This is a genomic window from Streptomyces sp. NPDC104096 (assembly GCF_055584385.1).
In genome coordinates, this window is the sequence record NZ_JBVJMD010000016.1 from 99,193 (window position 1) to 120,800 (window position 21,608).

The window sequence follows — 21,608 nt, forward strand, 5'->3', positions numbered from 1 at the left end:
TGGCGTTGCACGCGCTGAGATCCGCCGGAGACGACTTTCCCGGCGAGTCGGAAGTACGGGGATCACGGTGACGTTGCTGGTGCTCGCCCCGTCCGATGACGAGACGGCCCGCCTGTTCTGTGCCTTCGCGGCGGAGCGTGGGCACAGGACCGTGATGCCCCGGGGGTTCCAGGAGGTGTGCGTCACGGTGACATCCGGGCGGGACGCGTCGTACCACGTCGATCTCCGGGTGGACGGTGAACAGGTGCGGGGCGTGCTGCACCGGGGAATCGGAGCGCCCGGGGGTGAGGACGGTGACGCGGCGTTCGCGCACGCCGAGGCGCTGGCCACCTGGTGGTCGGCGCTCGCCCTCTGGGAGGGACCCGTGGTCAACCGTGCGACGCGCCATGGCTTCCTGCCACCCCTCGATCCCCTCCTCCTGACGCGGGTGCCCGGGGTGACGCTCCCGCCGTCCTCCCTCGGTCGGCACCTGTACGCGGCGGCGCCCGCTCAGCGCGTCAACGTCCACCGCGAGCGGGACGGCACGTTCCTGGGCCGGGACCCGGAGGATCCCGGCCCGGACGAGATCCTGCGCTTCACCCTGTTCGATCCGGACCGCGTCCGATACGTCCTGCTCGCCGGGGACCAGCTGTTCGAGCCGTCCGAGGCCGGCGGGAGCCCGACCGCCGCCACCCGCAGGGCCCTGGCTCCCCTGCTCGACCGGCTGCGCTCACTCGGCGCGGACTTCTGCCTGCTGGTCCTCGAGCCCGCGGGCGAAGGCGACGGCGAGGGGCTGCGGCTCCTGCACGTCCACGCTCTGCCGACTCACCACCAATTCGACTCCGTACGCCGTCCTGTGTTCCAGGCGCTCCTGGACCGGCTGCTGGCCGGGCCACCGTGATCCTGTGCGTCGGACTGGCCTCCGATCCCACCTTCCTGCACGGGCTGCGCGCCCTCGCCGCCGCGGACCTGCCCTTCACGGTGATCGACCTGCCCACCCTGGCCCTGTACGGCGACCTCACCGTCCCCCTCGACGATCTGCGCGCCACCGTCGTCCGCACCGGCGACAGCGCGACCCGTGTGGTCCTCGGCGAGGTCCGAGCCGTGTGGTGCCGGCCGCTCAACGTCTCGGCCGCCGCCCCCACGTCGGGCGCGGCCCGCCGGGCGGACGGCCAGTACCAGGCGCTGTGCCGGGTGCTGGAGGCCGTCGATCTGCCGGTGCTCAACCCGCCCTGGCGGGAGGCGACCAACGCCGCGAAGGTGTTGCACGCCGTCACCCTGGCACCCGTCGGGGGCTGGCGGATCCCCCGTTCCTGTCTCACCAACGATCCCGCTACCGCACGTGCGTTCGTCCGTTCCTGTCCCCGCGGCACCGTCGTCAAAGGCGCCAGCGCGGCGAAGACCTGGGCCGCGCTCTTCGACGGCGAGCACGAGCGGCTTCTGCCCCGCCTCCGTCATTCCCCGGCCCTGTTCCAGGAGCGGATCACCGGCCCCGACGTACGCGTCCATGTCGTCGCCGACCGGGCCTTCGCCGAGTCGGTCCACTCACCGAACGTCGACTACCGCACCGCTCACGGTGCCAACCGCTACGCGCCCCTCTCCCTCTCGCCTGCCGTACTGGAGGGCTGCCGACGGCTCGTCGTCGACACCCGGATGCCCTTCCTCGGTGTGGACTTCAAGATCGAGGAGACGACCGGCGACTGGTACTTCCTGGAAGCCAACTCCATGCCCTGCTACGAGGGTTACGACGTCCGCGCCGACGGTGCCATCTCGCGGGCGATACTGGACTGGCTGACCGCACCGCATCCGCACGACACGGTTCGACCGCCCGGGACACGCGACAGGCCCTGGATCAACCTGCCGTCTCGTAGCGAGCGACGTTCTTCGAGACCGAGGTGAGCAACGGCTGCAAGTGGTCGACCAGTTCCTGGTACTCGCTTGTCCGGCCGTCCGACCACTGGCCGAGTCCCACCACCATGGCGCGGCCCTGTCCGGTGAAGGCCTGCACCATTCCGCTGTCAGCCGGCAGGGTCGGCAGGCCGGATCCGGGCGGTGGAGCCTGCGCGGCCACCTCGTAGTCGTTGAAGTTCATGGACAGCTGGGTCACCAGCTTCACCGTCTCCTGCGGGTCCTTCATGGTGAAGACGGCCAGGTTGAACTGATTGTCGTGCGTGTCCTTGTACAGGGCGATCTCCTCGCCGAGGCATCCCTTCCCGGCGGCGATCTCCGCGGCCAGGGCCGCCCCGACCGAGTCGGGCTCGGTGCAGGACTTCAGCACGACCTGGCCCAGCCTGGTGAAGGTGCCGCCCTTGCCGTCCGCCACATGCGCGGGAAACGCCTCGGTCAGGGAGACCATGGGCCGTTCTGCCGCAGGAGCGCTTGTCGCTGAAACTCGCGGCGTCGGTGCGGCCGTCGTCGTCCCGGGTGCGGCGGCTTCGTGTTCGGGGGATGACGAGGCCGTGTAACGCACGGCAAGGACGGCCGCCGTGACCACGGTGACCGTCGCCACGGCCAGCGCGGCATACCGCGGCCACATACGCTTCCGGGCGGGAACCGGGCCTTGCTGCATGCTGGCCGCCCATTGCGCGAAGTCGTCGTCGTGCGCCGCGTTCCACCGGTCGCCGTCGGGTCTGCCGTGATCGGGACAGGGATTCTCGTTGTATGACACACCTAGACCGTATGGTGGACCAGAGCTTCCGAGGTACACACAGCCGGGTCACAGCATGATCACTATTCGGGTGTTCGCACAGCACCTCATCGGCGACGAGATCGCCGACTCGGTCGGCCGCGGGCGGATTCGAGGAGGCCGGCGTCGAACCGTTCCGCGAACTCGGGAACCATCGGCAGGCCGTGCGGCGCACCCTCGTAGACCTTGAAGGCCGCGTCCTTGACGAGCCGTGACGACTTCTCCGCGGCAGCCACGACGGGGACGATCTGGTCGTCGTCGCCGTGGATGATCAGCGTGGGAACGTCGAAGGTCTTCAGGTCCTCGACGCTACTCGCACTGCCCCGCTCCGGCGCGCCGGGCGGACCGCGGCGACCGGACCGGCGGGATCAGGCATCGGCCGCCCGGGCAGCGCCGAGTGTGCAGGTGGTTCCGACGCTGGTCTGCACCCACGCGTCCGGGAGGGCCGCGGCGAGCGTGTGCTGGGCGCGCCAGCCGGTGCAGTGACCGGGGACGATCAGCTCGGGCGCGAGTTCGGTGAGCGCGGCCGCCGTCGGGCCGATGACCGGCTCGAAGGCGGGGCCGCTCAGGTGGAAGCCGCCGATGAGGGCCAGCAGTCTGCCGACGCCGGTCAGCCTCATGGCGTGCCGGACGATGTTGACCACTCCGGCGTGCCCGCACCCGGTGATGACGACCAGTCCCCGGCCGCGCACGTTGATGACGAGGGCCTGGTCGTCGATGACGGCGGGGTCGTGTCGCCAGCCGTTCCCGTCCCAGGCCTGGTGTGCCTGCGGCATGCCCCGCTCGAACTCGGTGACGCGGTCCACCTCGCCGGTGATCAGGATGCCGCCGGCCAGCAGCGACGGCTGCCGCCGCTCGATCACCTCGAAGCCTTCGCGTTCCAGGGCACCCCGTGAGAGCGTGGGCATCTCCAGGCCCTGGCCGGCGGGTAGTTCGAGGCGGCGGCGGGTCCAGACCGCGGGGTGGACGGTCAGCGGCAGGCCGGAGCGCCCGCGCAGCCGGGCCAGACCGTCGAAGCCGCCCGCGTGGTCGAAGTGTCCGTGGCTGAGCACGACGCCCTGCAAGCCGCCGACGTCGATGCCGAGCCGCTCGGCGTTCACCGCGAGTCCGTCCGGCGACGCGCCGGTGTCGAACAGCAGCGTGCTGCTCGCGTCCCCGCTGCGGACGGTGACCAGGGCGGAGAAGCCGTGCTCGGCACGCAGCCCCGCGAGGGTCTCACCGCCGACGAACTGCCGCGCGGCGGTCGGCCCGGCACGCAACGGCGCCCGGGTGACGCCTTCGGCGGAGGCCAGCAGGGCGTCGAAGGTGTTGTCGACCATCGTCGTGACCCTGACCTCGTCGACCTCGGGCAGCGTCACCGGGTCGACGGCCGGTCCCTCCGCGACGCGGGGCGCCGACCACGCCGCCTCGGCCGTCGAGTGCCCGTGATCGTCGCACATGCTGGAAAGCGCCTCCCCGCCGATCCGACCGGCCGGGCGAGCCGATCCCGTCACGAGCCTCAGGTCCACACCGGTCGCGCCCGCCGCAGGCGCCGGGCGGTGTCATGCGTCCACCCGCGCGGGCGGTACGACGACGTCGATGAGCCCGGTCGCCACGTCGTACACGAGTCCCGAGACGAGGACTCCGGCCCGGAGCGTCTGCCTGAGGACGTCGACGTCGCCGCGGACGGCGGCGACCGGGTCGGTGACCGCCTTCGCCGCCAGGTCTGCGGCCGGAACGTCGAAGTAGTCGGCCAGCAGCTCGGGGAACGCGGCCAGGTCCGTGATCCCGCAGTCGGTGTGGTGCAGGACCACATAGTGGTTGTCGCCCGGACCAGGGCCGCCTGTGCGGGCCTGGACGACCTTCGAGAGCATCTCCAGCGTCCGGAGTGTCGCGGGAGTGACCCGCCCTCCGACATTGCGGATCACCGCTGCCTCACCGAGCTCGAGCCCCAGTACGTCGGACGGGTCGACACGAGGGTCGACGCATCCGATGACCGTCAGACTGCCGCTGGGCATGAGCTTGAGGTGAGCGAATGACCCGCCGACGGCGAACCCGGCGTTCCGCTCGGCCAACTCGTCCGTGTCGATCACTGTGCCCGTAACCCCGTCCTGCTCCGAGCCTGGTTCCCTGGTGACGGCGACGGCGCCCTCCAGTCGCCGCCCATCCTGACCTGACGCCCCCTCCCCTGCCACTCGACTTTGCGACAGATCGAGATCAGGCGGGTGAACGCCTTGCGTGATCCGACACGGCATGTCGGCGCCGAGGCGTTTCAATGTGCGTGGTCGCGGTGGTCGTGTCCCGGGGCTCGTCGCGCCAGGGTTCGGGCGCGGGAGACGACCTCGTCCGTGGAGACGGCGCCGAGGCCGGCCAGTACGTCCTCCAGGGCGTCCAGCCACAGTCGGTAGTAGGGGTAGGGCTCGTCGGGCTCCCGGGCGGCCGTCCAGCCGGTGATCCGGGCGATCAGCGCGGTCTGGAACTCCGGCCAGCCGAAGGAGCCCGCCTCGTGCAGCGTGACGGCCATGCCGAAGGCACGGCTTTCCCACGGCTCGGCGAACACCAGCTCACCGTTGGAACGGGGAGGTGCTGCCGGGCCGTCGATGTCCAGCGGCGCGCTCACGGGGCCGCCACCTCGGCCACGCCGACCATCGCGTCCCTGGTGATCAAGGGTACGAGTTCTTCCTCCGTGAGGTGCTCGGTGCCGGGTGGACGCTCGGGCAGTACGAGCCAGCGCACCTCGCTGGTGGAGTCCCGGACGACGATCCGCACATCGTCGTCGAGCGTGAGTCCCATCTCGGCCAGCACCGCGCGCGGCTCCCTGACCACGCGCGCCCGGTAGGCGGGGTCCTTGTACCAGCTCGGCGGCAGGCCGAGGACCGGCCACGGGTAGCACGAGCACAGCGTGCACACCACGACGTTGTGGGTGGTCGGGGTGTTCTCGACGACGACGATGTGCTCGCCCTGCTGTCCGGAGAAGCCGAGTTCCTTGATGGCGGCGGTGCCGTCCTCGAGCAGACGCCGCCGGTAGTCGGGGTCGGTCCACGCCCTGGCGACGACCTTGGCACCGTTGAGTGGGCCCACGCTCGTCTCATAGCGGGTGATGATCGCGTCCATGACTTCCGGGTCGATCAGGCCGCGTTCGGTGAGCAGTTGTTCGAGCGCCTCGGTACGCAGCGCGATGGAAGGGCTCTCCTCGGAGCCGCCGGTGGTGGTCATGCGGTGGTCTCCAGATAGCTCTCGTACATGTCCACGGTGACGGTGAAGGGTTCGGCGTCGGTGCCCCACAGTTCGCGTGAGTCGAACCGAACCGAGTAGACGTGCTGGGGATTCTCGCCCATGAAGTGGGCGTTGGTGTCAGGCAGCACATGGGCGGGCTGGATGATCTCGACGACTCCGCCGTGTCCCCGGACGTAGCGCGGCAGCCGAGTGTGCCCGGGCACGGACATGCTCCTGGCGCGCACCCGCTCGCCCACGCCGAAGGCCGGCGGGGTCTCCACGGACCGCAGTGAGCCCTCCGCGGTGGGCGAGTACCGGGGAATGTCAGGTTCCGGTACCGGTGGCTCCTCCACGTGTTCGCCGCGCAGGTTGCGGGCGCGGGCCTCCACCGCACCGGGCGCCAGGACGGAATGTTCGGTGAGCATCAGTTCGCCGCCGTTGAGCCATCGCCCGAAGTAGCCGTCGTCCAGGTAGGCGGCGCGGTCCAGGCGCTCCAATGCGTGCCGGAAGGCATCGGTGTTGGCGCCGCCGCAGGCGACGCGGCCGGAGAGGATCGCCAGCGCGAACGCCTTGCGCTGCCAGTCCTCCGCGAAGACGCGCTCCTCGCGATCCGGTGGATGCACGCGTCCCCAGCCCTGGGTGCCACCCATGTCGGCGATTCCATCCATGGCACAACCTCCCATTTACGGGAAAAGCGGACGCGTGATCCCATCGTATTCGGCCGAGGCCCGTGGCAGCACGCCGCACGCCGCAACGCGTTCGGTGACGAGGAGGCTCGGCCCGGTCATCCCTTGTTACCGAATACGGACAAACCTGGGGGAACAACCCCCACCCCGGCGTCATCTCATGGGGTGCAGCGAAACAGCGGATGCTGCGGGTCGCCCTGCGGGAGCGGGGGAGGCGCCGTGTCCTGACCGACCATGGGGGAGCTTTCATCATGACCACGCATCGTGCCCGCCGTACCGTCCGTCGCGCCGCCCTGGCCGCCGTCACCGCCGCGCTGGCGCTGGGCCTGACCGCCTGCGGCGGCGCCGACGACGGCTCGAAGGCGGCAAGCGGCAACGGCTCGAAGGCGACTGGCGGCAGCCACTCCACCGGTACCGCGCCGAGCCGGTCCGCGTCCGGCGGGGACGGCAAGGGCAGCGCGGCGCAGGGCGACGGTGGTGGTGACACCAAGGAGGGGGCGCGCTCGGCGACCGATTCCGGCGGGACGGACAAGGGCGCCGGCAAGGGCACGACGACCGGCGCCCAGCCGTGCCGCGGAGACGAGATGCTGGTCACCGCGGTCCACCGGTTCGCCGGCCAGCAGGGCGATCACCTGCTGGTCACCGCGTCGAACGAGAACACCGAGCCGTGCTGGGTCACCTCGTACCCGGCCGTGAAGCTCGGCGGGGACGTCGATGGCGCCGCACTGCCGCACTCGAAGAAGGACGTCCCGGGCGGCGACAAGCACATCACGCTCCAGCCCGGAGGCAAGGTGTACAGCGCGGTGAACCTCTTCGACTACGGCTCGAAGAACCAGACGGCGCGTTCGTTCGCCATCGCGCTGCGCGGTGCGGACGGTCACGACGGCCCCTTCTACTCGGTCGACGCCAAGGGCCAGAAGCCGCAGTTCAGCTGGAACGAGGCCGATGTGCTGAACTGGAACACCAGGAAGCCGTACGACTTCTGACGATCGCCGACCCGCACGTAATCCAGAGGGCGGGCAGCCGGCCGGTGCAGTCGTGGATCGGCCGCACCGGTCGGGCCCGTGCTCCGAGGGGCCGATCAGCCCCTGCCGCGCCGGCCCCAGCGGGAGGACTTGCGAGGGCCGCCGTCCTTCGAGGGCGCGTGGAAGTGCTGCGCCGCCTCCGGGTCCGCGGACTCGGGGGCGGTGCGCGGCTGGATCCCCTTGAGTCTGGCCCGCCACGGCCCGTCCGCCATCTCCAGGCAGACGATCACCGGCCCCTCGAGCAGCGGGTGGGTCTCCCTGCGGGCGCCGATCTCGTTGATCAGGCCCTCCCGCTGCGGGAGCGCCGTGGGATCGGTGTGCTCGCCCAGGTCGTAGGTGTGGGCGATGAGGTTGTCGTCGCCCCGGTACCGGATGTGGAGGTCGGCCGGGCCCGTGGTGTGCAGCAGCACGTCCGGGCCGCGGCCCTCCAGCCACTCCTGCGTCAGGCGGCGGGCCGCGGCAAGCGGCATCACCGTGGCCTGCCACGGGCCTTCGGCGTTGAGCCGCAGCCGCAGCGAACCGCTGTCCGGGACCGTGCACAGCAGACGGCCCTGGAAGTCGGTCTCCGTGCTGTTGACGAGCGAGTCGCCCGCCTTGTTGCGGGGTGACAGCGGCTTCAGGCAGGTCCAGCCCTCCCCGCGGACGCTCAGCTCGACGATCACCGGGCCGGGCGGCAGGCCGTCCATCTGGAGTACGTCGTTGTCACGGCCGGTGAGCGTGTACGGCGTGAAGACCGGACCGAACGTCCAGTCCGCCACATCCTGTTGGGGTGCCGGAACGCCGGCCGCGACATCCGGTACGGGCGCGGACACCTGCGCTGGTGCAGGCGCGGGCTCCGGTACGGGCACGGGCTCCGGTGCGGGCGCGGGTGCTGCGACCGGCGACGCACCCGGCTCCGTCGGCAACGCGCCCGGCTCCGCCGCCGGCGTGAACGCCACCGCCTGCACGACAGCCGCCGGAACCGCCGCGGCCCCGTAATCCGCCACCAGCGCGTCCAGGCCGCCCGTATACCCCTGGCCCACCGCCCGGAACTTCCAGCCACCCGCCCGCCGGTAGAGCTCCGCGAGCACCAGAGCCGTTTCGTCCTCCAGTTCCGTCACCTCGTACCTGGCGACGGACGTCCCGTCGTGCGCGTACGCCTCCACCGACGCCACGCCCGTCTCCCGCACCGTGCCACCGCGCGCCGAGCCGACGACGAGCACCCGCTGGACGTCCGCCTCGACCCCGTCCAGTCCGGCCTCCAGCCAGGCCGTGCCGTCCGCGCCCCCGGCCAGGCGCACGGCACCCGACGAATGCACCGGCACGCCGCCGGACACCACGTCGCCGTCTCCCCGCACCCGGCCCTCAGCCGTCAGCAGCAGCGCCGACGCCCGCAGGCCGCCCCGTACCGCGATGCGCAACGGCACTGTCGGCACGAACGTGTTGGCCCCCTTGACCAGACCCCCCACAGGAAACGCCCCCTCCGTCGTCGCCGCCGTCCCCACCGACGGCCGCCGCCCCAGTACATGCATTCTGCACGCACTGAGCACGGTGATCCACAGGCGGAGCATCCCACATGACAGCCCGTCACCACCCGCAGAACCACGGCTCTCCGGCCCGGCGCCGGGGTGAGGTCCGCCGCCCGTCACCCGCTCGGTGCGGCCCCGATCGCGGCAGCCGCCGCAGCGGCATATACCGGGACACGACGGAATGACTCAGTCATATGCCTGTGTCCTTCCGTCCCCCCTCAAGCGGAAGGATCACTCATGAACGCACAGGTCAACGGACCGGTCGGCGGGATGGGCTGGATACCCGACCTGCCCGACATCCGCGACTACACCAAGGATTCACCGCAGGTCGACAAGATTCTCGGCTCCGTGGGCATCCGCTCCCGCGCCTTCGGTGCGTCGCCCCCGCATGTGGACCTCAGGCCGAAGTGCTCCTCCATCGTGGACCAGGGCGACCTGGGCTCGTGCACGGCCAACGCCGCCGCCGGAGTGCTGGAGTATTTCGAGATCCAGTCCACCGGTTCCTACACGCCTGCCTCCCGCCGCTTCATCTACAAGGCGACGCGCAACTACCTCCAACTCCACGGCGACACCGGCGCGTACCTGCGCTCCGCCATGGGCGCGCTGGCGCTCTTCGGTGCTCCGCCGGAGAAGTTCTGGCCCTACAACATCGACCGCTTCGACGACGAACCGCCCGCGTTCTGCTACGCCTTCGGCGGGAACTACCAGGCGCTGGTGTACTACCGCCTGGACCCGCCCGCGACCGACCGCGGCGACCTGCTCACTGACATCAAGGCCACCCTCGCGACGGGACTGCCCGCGATGTTCGGGTTCCCGGTCTACACCAGCATCCGGCACGCCACGGGAGGCGACATCCCGTTCCCCAAGCCGGACGAGAGCGTGCTCGGAGGCCACGCGATCGTGGCTGTCGGCTACGACGACAGCCGTGTCGTGACCAGCCCGATCGATCACAGCACCACTACAGGCGCACTCGTCATCCGCAACTCCTGGGGCACCTCCTGGGGCGACGAAGGCTACGGCTACATGCCCTACGAGTGGGTCACCAAGGGTCTCGCGAGCGACTTCTGGGTACTGGTGAACGCCGAGAACATCGGGCTGACCCCCTTCAACGAACGGCCCTGACCGCCACCGCACCGAAGCCGGAGCCCGCTGTCGAATCGGCAGCGGGCCTTCCGCGCTCCGTCAGGTTCCTCGAGGTCGCGGACTCAGCGGCGCAAGGTGGTCTCCCGTTCCAGATGTGACAGTTTCTCGGGGTTGCGCACGGCGTAGAGCCCGGTGACGAGGCCGTCGTCGATGCGCAGGGCCAGGACGGTGTCGATCTCGCCGTCCAGCCGGACGAGCAGCGCCGGGTCGCCGTTGACCTGTGCCGGTTGCAGCGACACGGCGGCCGCGATCCTGCCCAGCACGCCGGCCACCTGACCGGCCCCCACGACAGGCGCCCGCGCGGCCCGCACGACTCCGCCGCCGTCGGTCAGCAGGACGACGTCCGGCGCGAGGATGTCCAGCAGGCGTTGCAGGTCGCCCGTTTCGACCGCCCGCCGGAACGCTTCGACGGTACGGCGGGTCTCGGCAGCCGACGCGACCCCGCGCGGTCGGCGCGCGGCGACGTGGGTCCGTGCCCGGTGGGCGATCTGACGGACCGCGGCCGGGCTCTTGCCGACGGCCTCGGCGATCTCGTCGTACCCGAGGTCGAACACCTCCCGCAGCACGAACACCGCCCGCTCGGTCGGCGCGAGCGTCTCCAGCACCAGCAGCATCGCCATCGAGACGCTGTCGGCCAGCTCGACGTCCTCGGCCACGTCGGGCGCGGTCAGCAGCGGCTCGGGCAGCCAGGGGCCGACGTAGGACTCCTTGCGCCTGCCGAGCGTACGCAGCTGGCTCAGCGCCTGCCGGGTGGTGATCCGGACCAGGTACGCGCGCTGGTCCCGCACGGTGTCGGGATCGACGCCGGCCCACCGCAGCCAGGTCTCCTGCAGGACGTCCTCGGCGTCGGCGGCCGAGCCGAGCATCTCGTAGGCGACGGTGAACAGCAGGTTGCGGTGGGCGACGAACGCCTGGGTGACGCTGTCCGTGCGGTCACCGCGGGCGACCGGCCCGGACGCGTCCCTCGTCCCGTCGCTCGTGGTTCGGTCGTTCATCGCCGGCTCCCGCCCGTCCGCTGTCGACTGCGCTGTCCACCAGACGCCGGCCCGCACCGCTTTGTGACACCCGCGACCGGTGACGCACGCCACATCCCCGGTCCGTCACAAGGACCGGGCCGTCGGCATCTTGTGTCCGTCCGGTGCGGCACCACGCCACACCACGAGTGAGGACGGCCTCATGGAACCCCGTTTCAACCTGCTCGACAGCCCGACCGCCGCGAAGGTCGCCAAGCGGTTCTACAACGCCTCGTCGGCCCTGGAGGATTCGACGCTCCCGAAGAGCCTGCGGGAACTGGTCGAACTGCGGGTCGGCCAGATCAACGGCTGCGGTTTCTGCGTCGACGTCCACACCAAGGAAGCCGCGGCCGCCGGCGAGACCGCGCTCCGGCTCAGCCTGGTCGCCGCCTGGCGCCACAGCACCGTGTTCACCGAGGCCGAACGTGCCGCACTGGCGCTCACCGAGGAAGGCACCCGGCTCGGCGACCACGGAGTGTCCGACGGGACCTGGGCCGAGGTGCGCGAGCACTACGACGACGACCAGGTCGGCGCACTGGTCTGCCTGGTCTCCCTCATCAACGCGGCCACCCGGATGAACGTGATCGTGCACAACCCGGGAGGCTCCTACGAACCCGGGATGTTCGCCCGTATGTCGAACTGACCGGCGGGCGAGACGCGGCCCGTCCCAGGATCGTCCGATCCGGGCCGGGCCCGCCATGCCTCTGCCCGTGAGGCCAGGCATGCAAGGAACGTACAAGACCAGCGGCGACCAGCGGCAGCACGCTGATCGCATGACCGAACCCCATGCATCCATCAACCTCGCCCGCAAGCTCTCGCAGTTCGACGATCTCTGGACACAGAAGAAGATCGCCGACCTGAACGACTACGAGGTCAAACTCGCCAAACTGAAGGGCGAGTTCGTCTGGCACACCCACGAAGACACCGACGAACTGTTCCTCGTCATCAGCGGCCGACTCACCATTCGGCTGAGGGACGGCGACGTCGTGCTCGGGCCGGGCGAGCTGTTCGTGGTTCCCCGGGGCGCCGAACACTGCCCGGTGGCGGACGAGGAGACCGCCATTCTGCTGCTGGAGCCGGCCGGGGTGCTCAACACAGGTGACGCGGGCGGGCCGCTGACCAAGGCCGCTGAACCCCTGGATCGATCTCACGGCGTCTGAGTACCCTCGGGCAGGCTCACCCGGCGCGCCGTCCGACGCGCAGGACGCTCAGGTAGCGGCGAGCCGCCCGGTCGCCCATCCGCGTGCGGATGCGCTCGGCGACGGCGTCGAGCAGCGGCTCACGGACGTCGGGGGCGAGCCTGCGGTACGGCGACGTCGAGCGAAGGTGATCGGCGAAGCCCTCCCCGCTGAACCACTGAACCGTCGGGTACCAGCGCACGATCGTCGGGCCGAACAACCCTCCGGGGTCCTCGACCAGCCCCCAGCCCTCGTCGGTGGCGCGCACGTCGTCCTCCGAGGGCGGATGCCCCCAGTCGGGGTTCCCCGGACAGAACCGCTCGTGGAGATCGGCGGTCTCGGCGTACACCTCCGGCTCCCCCGGTCGGCGGACGACGACGTTGCCGAGCAGGGCCGTCCAGCCTCCGGGACGGAGGACGTCGTGCGCTCGTCGCCAGCCGATCGACGGGTCGACCCAGTGCCACGACGACGCGGCCACGAGGACGTCGAAGCGTCGGCCGCGGTCGTCCCACTCCTCGAACGTCGACATCTCGACCTCGACGTCGCCGTAGGCGGCGATCCGCCCGCGAGCGAGCGCGGCCATGCCCGCGCCCGGCTCGACGGCGGTCACCGAGCAGCCGAGCGCCGCCAGCGAGCGCGTCGCCTGACCGGTACCGCAGCCCACCTCCAGCACCGACGACGTCTCGTCCATTCCGGTGACGGCGACGAGGTCCGCGAACAGCTCGTCGGGGTATCCCGGCCGGACCCGGTCGTAGAGCTCCGGCACCTCGTCGAACACCCGGCCGAGGTCACGTCGGTTCGGGCGCCGCTGCGGATCGTCGGTCACGAGCGCTCAAGCTATGGGCCCGTCCACGGGGGCGCCACCGGTTCGACGGCGGCTCCCCGACGCCTGCGCCTGACCGGCCGTCAAATCCTCGGCCGCACGCCCGGAATGCTCGCCGGGTCTGATATGTCTTTCGCTGGGGACCGGGCTGTGCCCGGCGCGGCGCCTTCCGAGGTGTCGCGAGGGAGGGGAAAAGCAAGCACATGAGCACCACCACGCGTGACGAGATCATCGCCATCGAGCAGAAGGCGGTGGATCGCGCCTACGGCTGCTACCACGAGCGGCTCACCGAACTGTCCGGCGGCACGATCGCCTCGGCGTCCGCCAGCGGCAAGGACAGTGTCGCCAACCGCATCGACGCCGAGGACAAGGCGGCGGCGTACGGCGGTCTCGGCGACGCCTCGTTGGTCATCAGCCGGGTCGACGTCCAGGACGCCCCCGGCGGGGAACCGGAGACCTGGTACGTCGGACGGCGGGCCGTCTCCGATGTCCACACCCGCGACACCGTGGTGGTGCTGTGGACCACCCCGCAGGCGCGGAAGTGGGCGCAGGCCCTGCCCGACGCGCCCGGCGACGTCGTCCTGCGGCGGCAGCTGCGCTGCACGCGCCAGCGCGTCGACGGCTATGCCGACGACATCGGCGTCGCCCTGCCCTCCCCACGGCCGGCCCCGGACGACGCCGACCGGCAGGGCGCCGATCGGCAGGGCCCGGATCGGCAGGGCGCGGACCATGCGGGCGCGGCCCGTCCGGGCGCGGCGAAGGACGCGGCAGATGACGTACGGCAGCCGACCAGGACCCGGCCGCAGGCGCTCACCCCGACCGATGTCGCACGTATGCACCGGCAGAAGCCGCAGCAGCCCGACGACTTCCTCCTGCGGGAGCTCCAGCGCTCCCGCCGGGGCAGCATGCGGGACATCGTCGAGACCATCCGCCGCGACCAGATGGCCCTGGTCACCGGCTCGCCCTCGGACATCCTCGTCGTGCAGGGCGGCCCGGGTACCGGCAAGTCCGCCGTCGGCCTGCACCGCGTGACCTGGCTCGTCGACAACGGGCACTTCACCGCGCAGGACATCCTCGTCATCGGCCCCCACCAGCAGTTCCTCGACTACGTCAGCCAGGTCCTGCCCACCCTCGGCACCCGCAACGTCAACGCCGTGCAGCTGTCCCGCCTGTGGGACGGGGAGATCCTGGGCACCGACACCCCCCAGGCGCAAATGGTCAAGTCCGACGAGCGCATGGCGGCCGTCCTGCACAGGCGGGTCGAGCGGGAGTGCCGGCCCGAGGCCGTCGACGACTTCACCACCACGCCCTCCTACAAGGACGCCCGGCCGGAGTTCACCGTCACCGCCGGCAGCACCACCCTGCGCATCCCGCGCTCCGAGGTCCTCGCCCTACTGACGGACGTCCGCGCGGGCGACGGCTCCTACCGTGAACGCCGCGACCGCTTCCGCAGCCTGCTCGTCGACCGTCTTCTGCGGGAACTCGTCGCCGTCGCCCCGCGCCGCAGCCGCGACACGACCATCCGCCGCGACCTGGAACGCAACCGCCAGGTCGAGCGCCTGATCGAACGCGTCTGGCCCTCCCCCGGCCCCCGGGAGACCCTGCGCAGCCTGTACGACTCCCCCGACCTGCTGCACGCCTGCGCCGACGGCGTACTCGAAGCCCCGGAGCAGGCCGCCCTGCACCGCCCCCGGGCCGACAAGGCCGACGCGGACCCCTGGACCCTCCACGACCAGGTCTGCCTCGAGGAACTGCAATTCCTCATCACCGGCGAGAGCCCGCACCGCTACGGGCACATCGTCATCGACGAGGCCCAGGACCTCACCCCCATGCAGGCCCGCTCCCTGCGCAGACGCTCCGCGGTGAACGGCTCCATGACCGTCCTCGGCGACCTCGCCCAGGCCACCGGCCCCCACGCCTACGCCGACTGGGACCGGCTCGGCGCCCTGCTGTCCGACCAGGGCGACTGGCGCGTCGCCGAGCTGAACACCAGCTACCGCGTGCCGGTGGAGATCATGAAGTTCGTCGCGCCCCTGGCCCGCGCCGTCGCCCCCGCACTGCCCTACCCGCGGGCCATCCGCGAAGCCGGCGAGAGCGCCGTCCGGACGGTGGCGACCGACCCGTGGAACCTCCTCGACGACACCGTCGAGCACGCCACCCGGCTGCTGGGAACCACCGACGGCGACACCCTGCGCTCCGTGGCCGTCATCGTCCCCGACGACTCCCGCTGGCTCGACGAGATCAGCCGCCACCTGCACCAGGCCACCGGCATCGGTGACGAACAGCGCGAAGCCGTGTCCGTGCTGGCCGCCGCCCAGGCCAAGGGCATGGAGTACGACCATGTCCTGGTCGTCGAACCGGCCACCATCGCCGACCGGGGCCCGGCCGGCCTGCGTCAGCTCTACGTCGCCCTCACCCGCAGCACGCAGAGCCTGACCGTCCTGCACACCTCTCCGCTCCCCGAGGCCCTCACGCACACCGACGGCACCGCCACGCCCCCGCCGCCCATCGAGACCGGACCCGCCATGCCGAACGGTGAACTCCCCGAGATCGGGACCGACTTCCGGGTCCGCGTGCTGGGTCCCGGCCCGGGCGGCCGCTACCGGGTGGAAGCCCTCTCCCCCCTCACCGACGTCCCCCTGGTCCTGGCCGTCCGTCACGGCTCCACTCCCCCGCACACCGGCGACGAACTGGACTCCTGGGTGCTCGCCCACGACCGGCACCACTGCCTGCTCACCACGGACCAGCGAGGACGCCAGCCCATCTCGCCCAGGATGGCCGAACGCTACGCGGCGGCACTCGGCGTTCTCGACGAACTGACCGGCGACGACGGCACCGTCCCGGACAACGCCCGCGAACACCTCTCCGAACTCAAGGGCATGGCCAACCGCGTCCTGCGCCGCGACCAGGCCGACTGGGTGGACGTACGACGCGTCCTCGGCTCCCCCGACAAGCACCGGCTGAACCTGCTGCGCGACCTCGCGACCACCACCAACCGCGCCCTCAAGGACAACACCCTCGACAGCCGGCGGCTCCGCGCGGACCTGGCCCGCACCGGCTGGACCCAGCCCCTGGCCGAGGCCCGCGAGACGCTGCGCGGGCGCCTGACCGCCCAGCCCGAGCCGCAGACCGCACCCGCACCGGCCGCACCGCAGCCGGCACACGAGGAAGCCGAGCCCATGACGCCCGTCGAAGACCTGCCCGCCACCCCGGCGCCCACGCCGAAGGGCCTCCTGGACACACTGGAGACGGCGGCCGCCGCCGACCGCAGGTGCAGGAAGCACGAGGCGGTACGCCACGCCCTGATGTCGGACCTGCTGTGGGCGGACCTTCAGCCGACCGACTCACCCGTCATCGACGTCAGCCGCGTCGACGAGGACGGCCACTTCCTCTACGAGATCCTCGGCGCGGGCCACTCCACCCACGCCGACCTGCGCTCGGGAGCCGCCCGCCTCCTCGAGATCAACCACACCCTGCCGACGCCGGCCGACCGCCTGTACCTGGTCCTCACCGAACCGCCCACCGAGGACTGGTCCACCGACACCCTGCGCGACGTCTTCGGCGTCCACGTCCTGTGGCGCACCCCCGGCGGCTGGGGCGGCCACGACAGCGCATCGGCGCTGGGCGGCGAGCAGTCGTAGCCGTGTGAACGCCTACCTCATCGCGGGCTGCCGGAGCGGACGGTGAGGTAGGTCCACGGGGTGTGCGCGCCGCCGGTCTGTGCGCCGGTGGTCGGCGGCGCGTAGCTACCGCGGATGCGGTAACGGCCGTTGCTCGCGAAGAGTTTCAGGGCCGGGAGCACGGGACGGCCGTGGCGCGGGCCGTCCCGTGCTCCGGCGTACGGTCGGGGCCGGTCGTACCGTGGGCTAGGAGGTGCTCACCCCGACGGTGAGGGTCGCCTTGTAGCCGTCGGACACGCCGTCCCCGAGCGCGGTCAGCGTCAGCAGACCGGACGAGGCGCCGCCGTCGTCGTAGATGCCGTCGTTCGCCAGCAGGGTCTCCTTGGTGGTGTTGGCGGAGTACGGGGACGTCGCCTGGACCTCGGTGTTGATGTCCTGGTCGAAGAAGAGCTGTCCGGTGTGGACGAGTTCGCCGCCGGTGTACGAGGTGTCGGTGAGCGTGACGTCGGTGTGCACCCGCATGTGGACGTGGACGGCGCGGGAGACGTAGTGGCCCGGCCAGATGGAGACGATGCTGCACCGGCCGTTCTCGTCGGTCGTCTGGCCGCCGCGCAGGAACGTGCCGTCGTCGTCCTCCTTGTGTCCGTTGCCCCCGACGAACCCGGAGTACTCCCCGAGCGCGTCGCAGTGCCAGATCTCCACCAGGGCGTCGGCCAGCGGGGCGCAGTCGTTGCCGGTGTCGACGACCGTGAAGGTGTACTGGACCTCGAAGCCTTCCTTGTCCTCCCGGATGTCCTCGCGGACCAGGGCGCCCGGGAGGGAGTACGGGCCTTCGGTGACCTCGGCGGTCAGGGTGCACACGGTGGTGGTCCCCTCGGCGTTCCCGGTCTCAGCGGCGCTACCGGTGTCGGTGGCGGCCGAGGCGAACCCGGCGGCCATCAGGCCGCCGGCGGCGGCGACACCGGCCCCTCCGATCAGGACGCGACGCCGTTTCATGCTGCTGTCCAGGCGGTGCCGGGCGAGGGCCCGGGATGTCTGTTCGGGCGTCTGCTCTGCGGCAGAAGTGTTGTCTGTCATGTCCGGTGAACCTAGGGACGAAGCTGAGGAAGGCCTTGGCGGCGGACTGTGAGACGGCTGGGGAGATAGCTCCCAACTCGCCTCTTTCGTGAGGGAGTCGGGTTTCAATCCGCGTGTCGAAATTTGCTGAACTGTACATAACTTGCCCATGCCCCCGGCTTACGGCATCCTCCGTCGGGGCCCCGGTCGTCACCTCGTTCCGCGCGCCGCCGGCCCCCGGCCCTTCGCCCTCACCGACACCCAGGGGCACCTGAACGGCCCCTTCGACGCCATGCTGTCCAGCCCCTGGCGAACAGGCGTCCTCGGCGCGGCGGCCGAGGCGGACGGCCGGGGGCACGCGGGTGACGGCGGTGGGGTCCTCAGTTCGCCGGGACCACGAGCGTGCAGGTCTTCCCGGGCGTCACGGTCACGGCCCGGTCGGCCAGGACCACGCGCAGCGGTGACTCCTCCGAGTCCGGCACGCTGATCTCCAGCTGTCCGCTCCGGCACCGTACGCCCACGTCCCCGTGGCCGCGGTAGCGCAGCGAGAAGCCGTACTCGGAGAGTGCCGGCAGGGGGACCGGGTCGAACCGGAGGGCGTCCTCACGGGTCTCCAGTCCGGTCAGGCCGCGCTGGATCAGATCGAGGGTGCCGGCCATCGCTCCGAGATGGATCCCTTCGCCGGTCGTACCGCCCTGGATGTCGGCGATGTCGGCCTCCAGGGCCTCCTGGACGAACTGCCAGGCCTCGGCCCGGCGCGCTCTGGCGAGCACCAGGCCGTGGACCAGCCCGCTGAGGGTGGAGCCGTGGCTGGTGCGCCGCAGGTAGTGGTCGACCGTCCTGCGCCAGACCTCGTCGTCCACGTGGTGGCCGAGACGCGCGAAGAGCTGCCCGAGTTCAGCGGGCGAGAACAGATGGGCGAGCATGAGGACGTCGGCCTGCTTCGACGCCTGGTAGCGGTTGACCGTGTCGCCCTCGGCCTCCAGGATCCGGTCCAGCCGCCGGATGCTGTCGTACCGGGCCCGGTAGGCGTCCCAGTCCAGCTCGGCGAGGTCGCCGTAGCCCTCGAACTGGCTGATGACGCCCCGGTGGAACGGGATCCGCAACCGGCGGGAGACGTCGTCCCACCGGGCCGGTTCATCGGCGTCCAGCCTGATGCGGTCGCACAGTTCTTCCCTGCGCCAGACGGGCAGGCGCCGCAGCAGGTCCAGGGCACGGACGAGGACCCAGGCGGCGGTGACGTTCGTATAGGTGTTGTCGTCCAGTCCCGGCCGGACGGCGTCCGGGTAGGCGTCGTGGTACTCGTCGGGCCCGACCACGCCCCGGATGCGGTAGCGGCCGGTACCGGGGTCGAGGACCGCCAGGCCGGCCCAGAACCGGGCGACCTGCAGGAGCATCTCCCCGCCCTTGGTATGGAGGTACTCCGTGTCGCCGGTGGCCTCGCAGTACCGCCAGACGTTGTACGCGATCGCGGAGCCCACATGGTGCTGGAGCCGGGAGTGGTCGGGCAGCCAGCGTCCCGACGCGGGGTTCAGATGCCACGCCTGGCTCTCCTCCCGGCCGTCGCTGCCGCTCTGCCACGGATACATCGCCCCGGCCCGGCCGGCCTCGGCGGCCGCCCGGCAGGCCCGCGGCAGGCGCCGGTAGCGGTAGTCCAGCAGCGCCCTGGAGACCTCCGGGAAGTGCAGGTCGAGGTACGGCAGGACGAACAGCTCGTCCCAGAAGACATGGCCGCGGTACGCCTCACCGTGCAGTCCCCTGGCCGGGACGCCCACGTCCAGGTCCGCGGTGTGCGGTGACAGCGTCTGCAGGAGGTGGAAGAGGTGGAGCCGCAGGACGCGCCCGGCCCGGCCGGGCACCTGGATCTCCGCGCGCCGCCACAGCCGTTCCCAGGCGGCGGCGTGGGAGTCCAGCAGCCCCGGGAAGTCCGCCGCCGTGGCCACCCGGTCGATCGCCGCGCCGAGCGGGTCGCCGATCGCGGTGTCGCGGGAGGTGTGCACGGCGACGGTCTTCTCCACGGTGACGGGCCGGCCGGGGGCGAGCGGGACCACCAGGCGGTACAGGGATCGGCGACGGGTCGGGTGGGATACGGACGTGACCGGGGTGGGGCCGGTGACGGCCGTACGGGCCGCCGTGGCGATCTGGATGCCGGAGGTGCTGGTGCGGCAGGTCAGCCAGACCGCGCCGGGCTCCTGGGAGCCGGTACGCACACCGGTCAGCTGGCGGCGTTCGAGGGTCCGGTAGCGGTGCACGTTGCCATTGATCACGTCGCCGTCGATCCCGGACTCGATCTCGACCTCGCCCGACCAGCCCTCGGCCGAGAAGACGGTCCGCAGTGCGGCCAGGTGGGGCTCCCCCATGTGCACCAGGCGGGACTGTTCGACGGCGAGCACTCCCGCCCCGTCCACCCGGTGGCGGACAGCGCGGGTGAGCGTGGCGTGGCGCAGATCCAGGGTGTGCCGGTGGTCGAGCACCGGGTGCGTGTCCGGGGTGAACCAGGCGCCCCACCTCCCTTCCGTACGGCGTACACGGAAGCGCAGGAGGAGCCAGTTCGGGAGGTTGACCAGATCCTCGTTCACCACCTGCCGTCCCACCACCGTCGACTCCAGGCGGTTGTAGCACCCGGCCACGTAGGTTCCGGGACAGTGCACCAGCCCCGCCCGGCACTCGGGCACCGCACCCCGTGTGGCGAAGTAGCCGTTCCCGAGCGTGCACAGGGATTCACGCAGCTGCTCGCCCCCGGGGTCGTAGCCCTCCCACTCCCACGTCCACTCCGACATCCCGCGCTCTCTCCTCGGTCGGCAGCACCGGGCCGCGCTACTGGTCCGCCGGGGTGATCCTGCGGCCGGTGAGACTCGTGGGCCGGATCGTCACCCACATCCCGCGCCCACCACCCGGCCAGGGCGTGGTGTGCGCCCGCCCGGTGAGCCCGCGCACGACGTCGGGATCCATGACCTCGCTCGCCGTGCCTACGGCGAGCACGCTCCAGCCCTGGCTCAGGACGTCGTCCACGTGGTCGACCTCGAAGGCGACCTCCGCTCCGACGGCCGTCGCGGGCAGCGAGCCGGGGGCGGTCCTGAAGGCGATCACGTCATCGACGACCTCGTAGTTGACCGGGACGACCGCCGGGCGGCCGTCGGGCGCCAACAGCGCGATCCGTCCCACACCGTGGGTCGAGAGCAGGGCGCGGCACTCACCCGGGTCGAGGTCCTCGATCCGTGGGTGCAGCAGCGCGTGGCCCTGCCCCGGCGGCAGGTCGGCACCCCCTCCGCGCAGCACGGCCGCGGTCGTGCCCAGTGCGTCGGCCAGCCTGATGAGAGCCGCCGCAGTCGGGTCCGCCGGGTGTTCCTCGAGGTACGACAGGTAGGCGGGCGACATCCGTGCGCGGCGGGCCGCCTCCTCGATGGCGAGTCCCTGTCTGCGGCGTTCGACAGCCACCCGCCGCCCGATGTCGCCCGGGGTGGCGGACCCCTGAGCTGTCCCGGGCTGTCCGTGCTCCGGATGGTGGATGTGCGCGTCGGGCCCGGGGAACACGAGCACCACCTCGTCCGTGTCCGCCCAGCGCACCTCGTACGGCGGTGTGCCGTCCGTGTGACGGAGTCCCACGATCTCCCCGTCGCGCCGGGCCGTGCCCGGCTTCGTGCTTTCGACGACGAGCTGGTCTCCGAGGTGAGCTCGCATGATGACCGCCCTCTC

At 71.5% G+C, this 21,608-nt stretch carries 20 protein-coding genes and 1 pseudogene; 7 read left to right on the forward strand and 14 right to left on the reverse strand.

Annotated elements, in window-relative coordinates; all coding sequences use genetic code 11:
• The first annotated feature begins 67 nt into the window (after positions 1-67).
• Complete coding sequence (locus ACZ60B_RS18905; protein WP_469388312.1) at positions 68-880, forward strand: hypothetical protein; 813 nt, start codon at positions 68-70, stop codon at positions 878-880.
• Positions 877-1,878, forward strand: coding sequence for an MvdC/MvdD family ATP grasp protein (locus ACZ60B_RS18910; RefSeq protein WP_469388314.1), 1,002 nt, complete (start codon positions 877-879; stop codon positions 1,876-1,878). Before ACZ60B_RS18905 ends, ACZ60B_RS18910 begins: the two co-directional genes overlap by 4 nt.
• On the opposite strand, the gene ACZ60B_RS18915 is transcribed toward ACZ60B_RS18910, so the two are convergent.
• From ACZ60B_RS18915 to nthB, 7 genes and pseudogenes are all read right to left on the reverse strand, one after another.
• Positions 1,832-2,335 carry a hypothetical protein gene (locus ACZ60B_RS18915; protein ID WP_469388315.1) on the reverse strand — a complete coding sequence of 168 codons (504 nt, stop codon included), beginning with the start codon at positions 2,333-2,335 and terminating at the stop codon, positions 1,832-1,834. The two genes, ACZ60B_RS18910 and ACZ60B_RS18915, sit on opposite strands and share 47 nt — an antisense overlap.
• 398 nt (positions 2,336-2,733) lie before the next feature.
• Positions 2,734-2,970 (reverse strand): annotated as a pseudogene (locus ACZ60B_RS18920) (alpha/beta fold hydrolase); the annotation flags it as partial.
• A 63-nt stretch (positions 2,971-3,033) separates the two neighbouring features.
• A complete protein-coding gene (locus ACZ60B_RS18925; RefSeq protein ID WP_469388317.1) occupies positions 3,034-4,104 on the reverse strand; it encodes an MBL fold metallo-hydrolase in 1,071 nt (356 codons plus the stop codon).
• Between the two features lie 102 nt (positions 4,105-4,206).
• The gene (locus ACZ60B_RS18930) at positions 4,207-4,662 is read right to left on the reverse strand and encodes a carbonic anhydrase (protein WP_469388319.1); all 456 of its coding nucleotides are present in this window, start codon (positions 4,660-4,662) and stop codon (positions 4,207-4,209) included.
• A 254-nt stretch (positions 4,663-4,916) separates the two neighbouring features.
• On the reverse strand, positions 4,917-5,264 hold the full coding sequence (locus ACZ60B_RS18935) for a nitrile hydratase accessory protein (RefSeq protein ID WP_469388321.1): 348 nt from the start codon (positions 5,262-5,264) through the stop codon (positions 4,917-4,919).
• Entirely contained in the window at positions 5,261-5,860 is a 600-nt protein-coding gene (nthA, locus tag ACZ60B_RS18940; RefSeq protein WP_469388323.1) for a nitrile hydratase subunit alpha, read from the reverse strand. The genes ACZ60B_RS18935 and nthA overlap by 4 nt, the downstream gene beginning before the upstream one ends.
• Positions 5,857-6,528 (reverse strand): nitrile hydratase subunit beta, encoded by a 672-nt coding sequence (gene nthB, locus ACZ60B_RS18945; RefSeq protein ID WP_469388324.1) that lies wholly within the window; start codon positions 6,526-6,528, stop codon positions 5,857-5,859. Before nthB ends, nthA begins: the two co-directional genes overlap by 4 nt.
• Before the next feature lie 269 nt (positions 6,529-6,797).
• Between nthB and ACZ60B_RS18950 the strand changes: the two genes are divergently transcribed.
• Positions 6,798-7,532: a DUF4232 domain-containing protein gene (locus tag ACZ60B_RS18950; RefSeq protein WP_469388326.1), complete on the forward strand. Its 735-nt coding sequence runs from the start codon at positions 6,798-6,800 to the stop codon at positions 7,530-7,532.
• A 95-nt stretch (positions 7,533-7,627) separates the two neighbouring features.
• Here ACZ60B_RS18950 and ACZ60B_RS18955 read toward each other — a convergent pair whose 3' ends face one another.
• A complete protein-coding gene (locus tag ACZ60B_RS18955) occupies positions 7,628-8,986 on the reverse strand; it encodes a TerD family protein (protein ID WP_469388328.1) in 1,359 nt (452 codons plus the stop codon).
• A gap of 330 nt (positions 8,987-9,316) precedes the next feature.
• On the opposite strand from ACZ60B_RS18955, the gene ACZ60B_RS18960 reads away from it, so the two are divergent.
• Positions 9,317-10,201, forward strand: coding sequence for a C1 family peptidase (locus ACZ60B_RS18960; protein ID WP_469388330.1), 885 nt, complete (start codon positions 9,317-9,319; stop codon positions 10,199-10,201).
• An 83-nt stretch (positions 10,202-10,284) separates the two neighbouring features.
• Here the strand turns inward: ACZ60B_RS18960 and ACZ60B_RS18965 are convergent, their stop codons facing one another.
• On the reverse strand, positions 10,285-11,217 hold the full coding sequence (locus tag ACZ60B_RS18965; RefSeq protein ID WP_469388332.1) for an RNA polymerase sigma-70 factor: 933 nt from the start codon (positions 11,215-11,217) through the stop codon (positions 10,285-10,287).
• 181 nt (positions 11,218-11,398) lie between these two features.
• Between ACZ60B_RS18965 and ACZ60B_RS18970 the strand changes: the two genes are divergently transcribed.
• Entirely contained in the window at positions 11,399-11,878 is a 480-nt protein-coding gene (locus tag ACZ60B_RS18970; protein ID WP_469388333.1) for a carboxymuconolactone decarboxylase family protein, read from the forward strand.
• Positions 11,879-12,008: 130 nt separating this feature from the next.
• Positions 12,009-12,395: a cupin domain-containing protein gene (locus tag ACZ60B_RS18975; protein WP_469388335.1), complete on the forward strand. Its 387-nt coding sequence runs from the start codon at positions 12,009-12,011 to the stop codon at positions 12,393-12,395.
• Positions 12,396-12,411: 16 nt separating this feature from the next.
• Here the strand turns inward: ACZ60B_RS18975 and ACZ60B_RS18980 are convergent, their stop codons facing one another.
• Complete coding sequence (locus ACZ60B_RS18980) at positions 12,412-13,239, reverse strand: class I SAM-dependent methyltransferase (RefSeq protein WP_469388336.1); 828 nt, start codon at positions 13,237-13,239, stop codon at positions 12,412-12,414.
• Positions 13,240-13,439: 200 nt separating this feature from the next.
• On the opposite strand from ACZ60B_RS18980, the gene ACZ60B_RS18985 reads away from it, so the two are divergent.
• Positions 13,440-16,877, forward strand: a complete 3,438-nt coding sequence (locus ACZ60B_RS18985) for an ATP-binding domain-containing protein (protein WP_469388338.1) — start codon at positions 13,440-13,442, stop codon at positions 16,875-16,877.
• A 17-nt stretch (positions 16,878-16,894) separates the two neighbouring features.
• Here the strand turns inward: ACZ60B_RS18985 and ACZ60B_RS18990 are convergent, their stop codons facing one another.
• The 4 genes from ACZ60B_RS18990 to ACZ60B_RS19005 all read right to left on the reverse strand — a co-directional run bounded on the left by ACZ60B_RS18990 (position 16,895) and on the right by ACZ60B_RS19005 (position 21,593).
• Positions 16,895-17,038: a hypothetical protein gene (locus ACZ60B_RS18990; RefSeq protein WP_469388339.1), complete on the reverse strand. Its 144-nt coding sequence runs from the start codon at positions 17,036-17,038 to the stop codon at positions 16,895-16,897.
• Between the two features lie 64 nt (positions 17,039-17,102).
• Positions 17,103-17,933, reverse strand: coding sequence for an intradiol ring-cleavage dioxygenase (locus ACZ60B_RS18995; protein ID WP_469388341.1), 831 nt, complete (start codon positions 17,931-17,933; stop codon positions 17,103-17,105).
• A 359-nt stretch (positions 17,934-18,292) separates the two neighbouring features.
• On the reverse strand, positions 18,293-20,692 hold the full coding sequence (locus ACZ60B_RS19000) for a glycoside hydrolase family 65 protein (protein ID WP_469388343.1): 2,400 nt from the start codon (positions 20,690-20,692) through the stop codon (positions 18,293-18,295).
• Between the two features lie 37 nt (positions 20,693-20,729).
• Positions 20,730-21,593, reverse strand: coding sequence for a DUF1918 domain-containing protein (locus ACZ60B_RS19005; RefSeq protein ID WP_469388345.1), 864 nt, complete (start codon positions 21,591-21,593; stop codon positions 20,730-20,732).
• Positions 21,594-21,608: the final 15 nt, after the last annotated feature.

What these genes read in the sequence shown, in the direction of transcription:
- nthB (WP_469388324.1), bottom strand. Translation starts at nt 6,528, where the DNA reads ATGGATGGAATCGCCGACATGGGTGGCACCCAGGGCTGGGGACGCGTG.
- ACZ60B_RS18950 (WP_469388326.1), top strand. Translation starts at nt 6,798, where the DNA reads ATGACCACGCATCGTGCCCGCCGTACCGTCCGTCGCGCCGCCCTGGCC.
- ACZ60B_RS18960 (WP_469388330.1), top strand. Translation starts at nt 9,317, where the DNA reads ATGAACGCACAGGTCAACGGACCGGTCGGCGGGATGGGCTGGATACCC.
- ACZ60B_RS18975 (WP_469388335.1), top strand. Translation starts at nt 12,009, where the DNA reads ATGACCGAACCCCATGCATCCATCAACCTCGCCCGCAAGCTCTCGCAG.
- ACZ60B_RS18930 (WP_469388319.1), bottom strand. Translation starts at nt 4,662, where the DNA reads ATGCCCAGCGGCAGTCTGACGGTCATCGGATGCGTCGACCCTCGTGTC.
- ACZ60B_RS18915 (WP_469388315.1), bottom strand. Translation starts at nt 2,335, where the DNA reads ATGGTCTCCCTGACCGAGGCGTTTCCCGCGCATGTGGCGGACGGCAAG.
- ACZ60B_RS19000 (WP_469388343.1), bottom strand. Translation starts at nt 20,692, where the DNA reads ATGTCGGAGTGGACGTGGGAGTGGGAGGGCTACGACCCCGGGGGCGAG.
- ACZ60B_RS19005 (WP_469388345.1), bottom strand. Translation starts at nt 21,593, where the DNA reads ATGCGAGCTCACCTCGGAGACCAGCTCGTCGTCGAAAGCACGAAGCCG.
- ACZ60B_RS18970 (WP_469388333.1), top strand. Translation starts at nt 11,399, where the DNA reads ATGGAACCCCGTTTCAACCTGCTCGACAGCCCGACCGCCGCGAAGGTC.
- ACZ60B_RS18925 (WP_469388317.1), bottom strand. Translation starts at nt 4,104, where the DNA reads ATGTGCGACGATCACGGGCACTCGACGGCCGAGGCGGCGTGGTCGGCG.
- nthA (WP_469388323.1), bottom strand. Translation starts at nt 5,860, where the DNA reads ATGACCACCACCGGCGGCTCCGAGGAGAGCCCTTCCATCGCGCTGCGT.
- ACZ60B_RS18985 (WP_469388338.1), top strand. Translation starts at nt 13,440, where the DNA reads ATGAGCACCACCACGCGTGACGAGATCATCGCCATCGAGCAGAAGGCG.
- ACZ60B_RS18965 (WP_469388332.1), bottom strand. Translation starts at nt 11,217, where the DNA reads ATGAACGACCGAACCACGAGCGACGGGACGAGGGACGCGTCCGGGCCG.
- ACZ60B_RS18995 (WP_469388341.1), bottom strand. Translation starts at nt 17,933, where the DNA reads ATGACAGACAACACTTCTGCCGCAGAGCAGACGCCCGAACAGACATCC.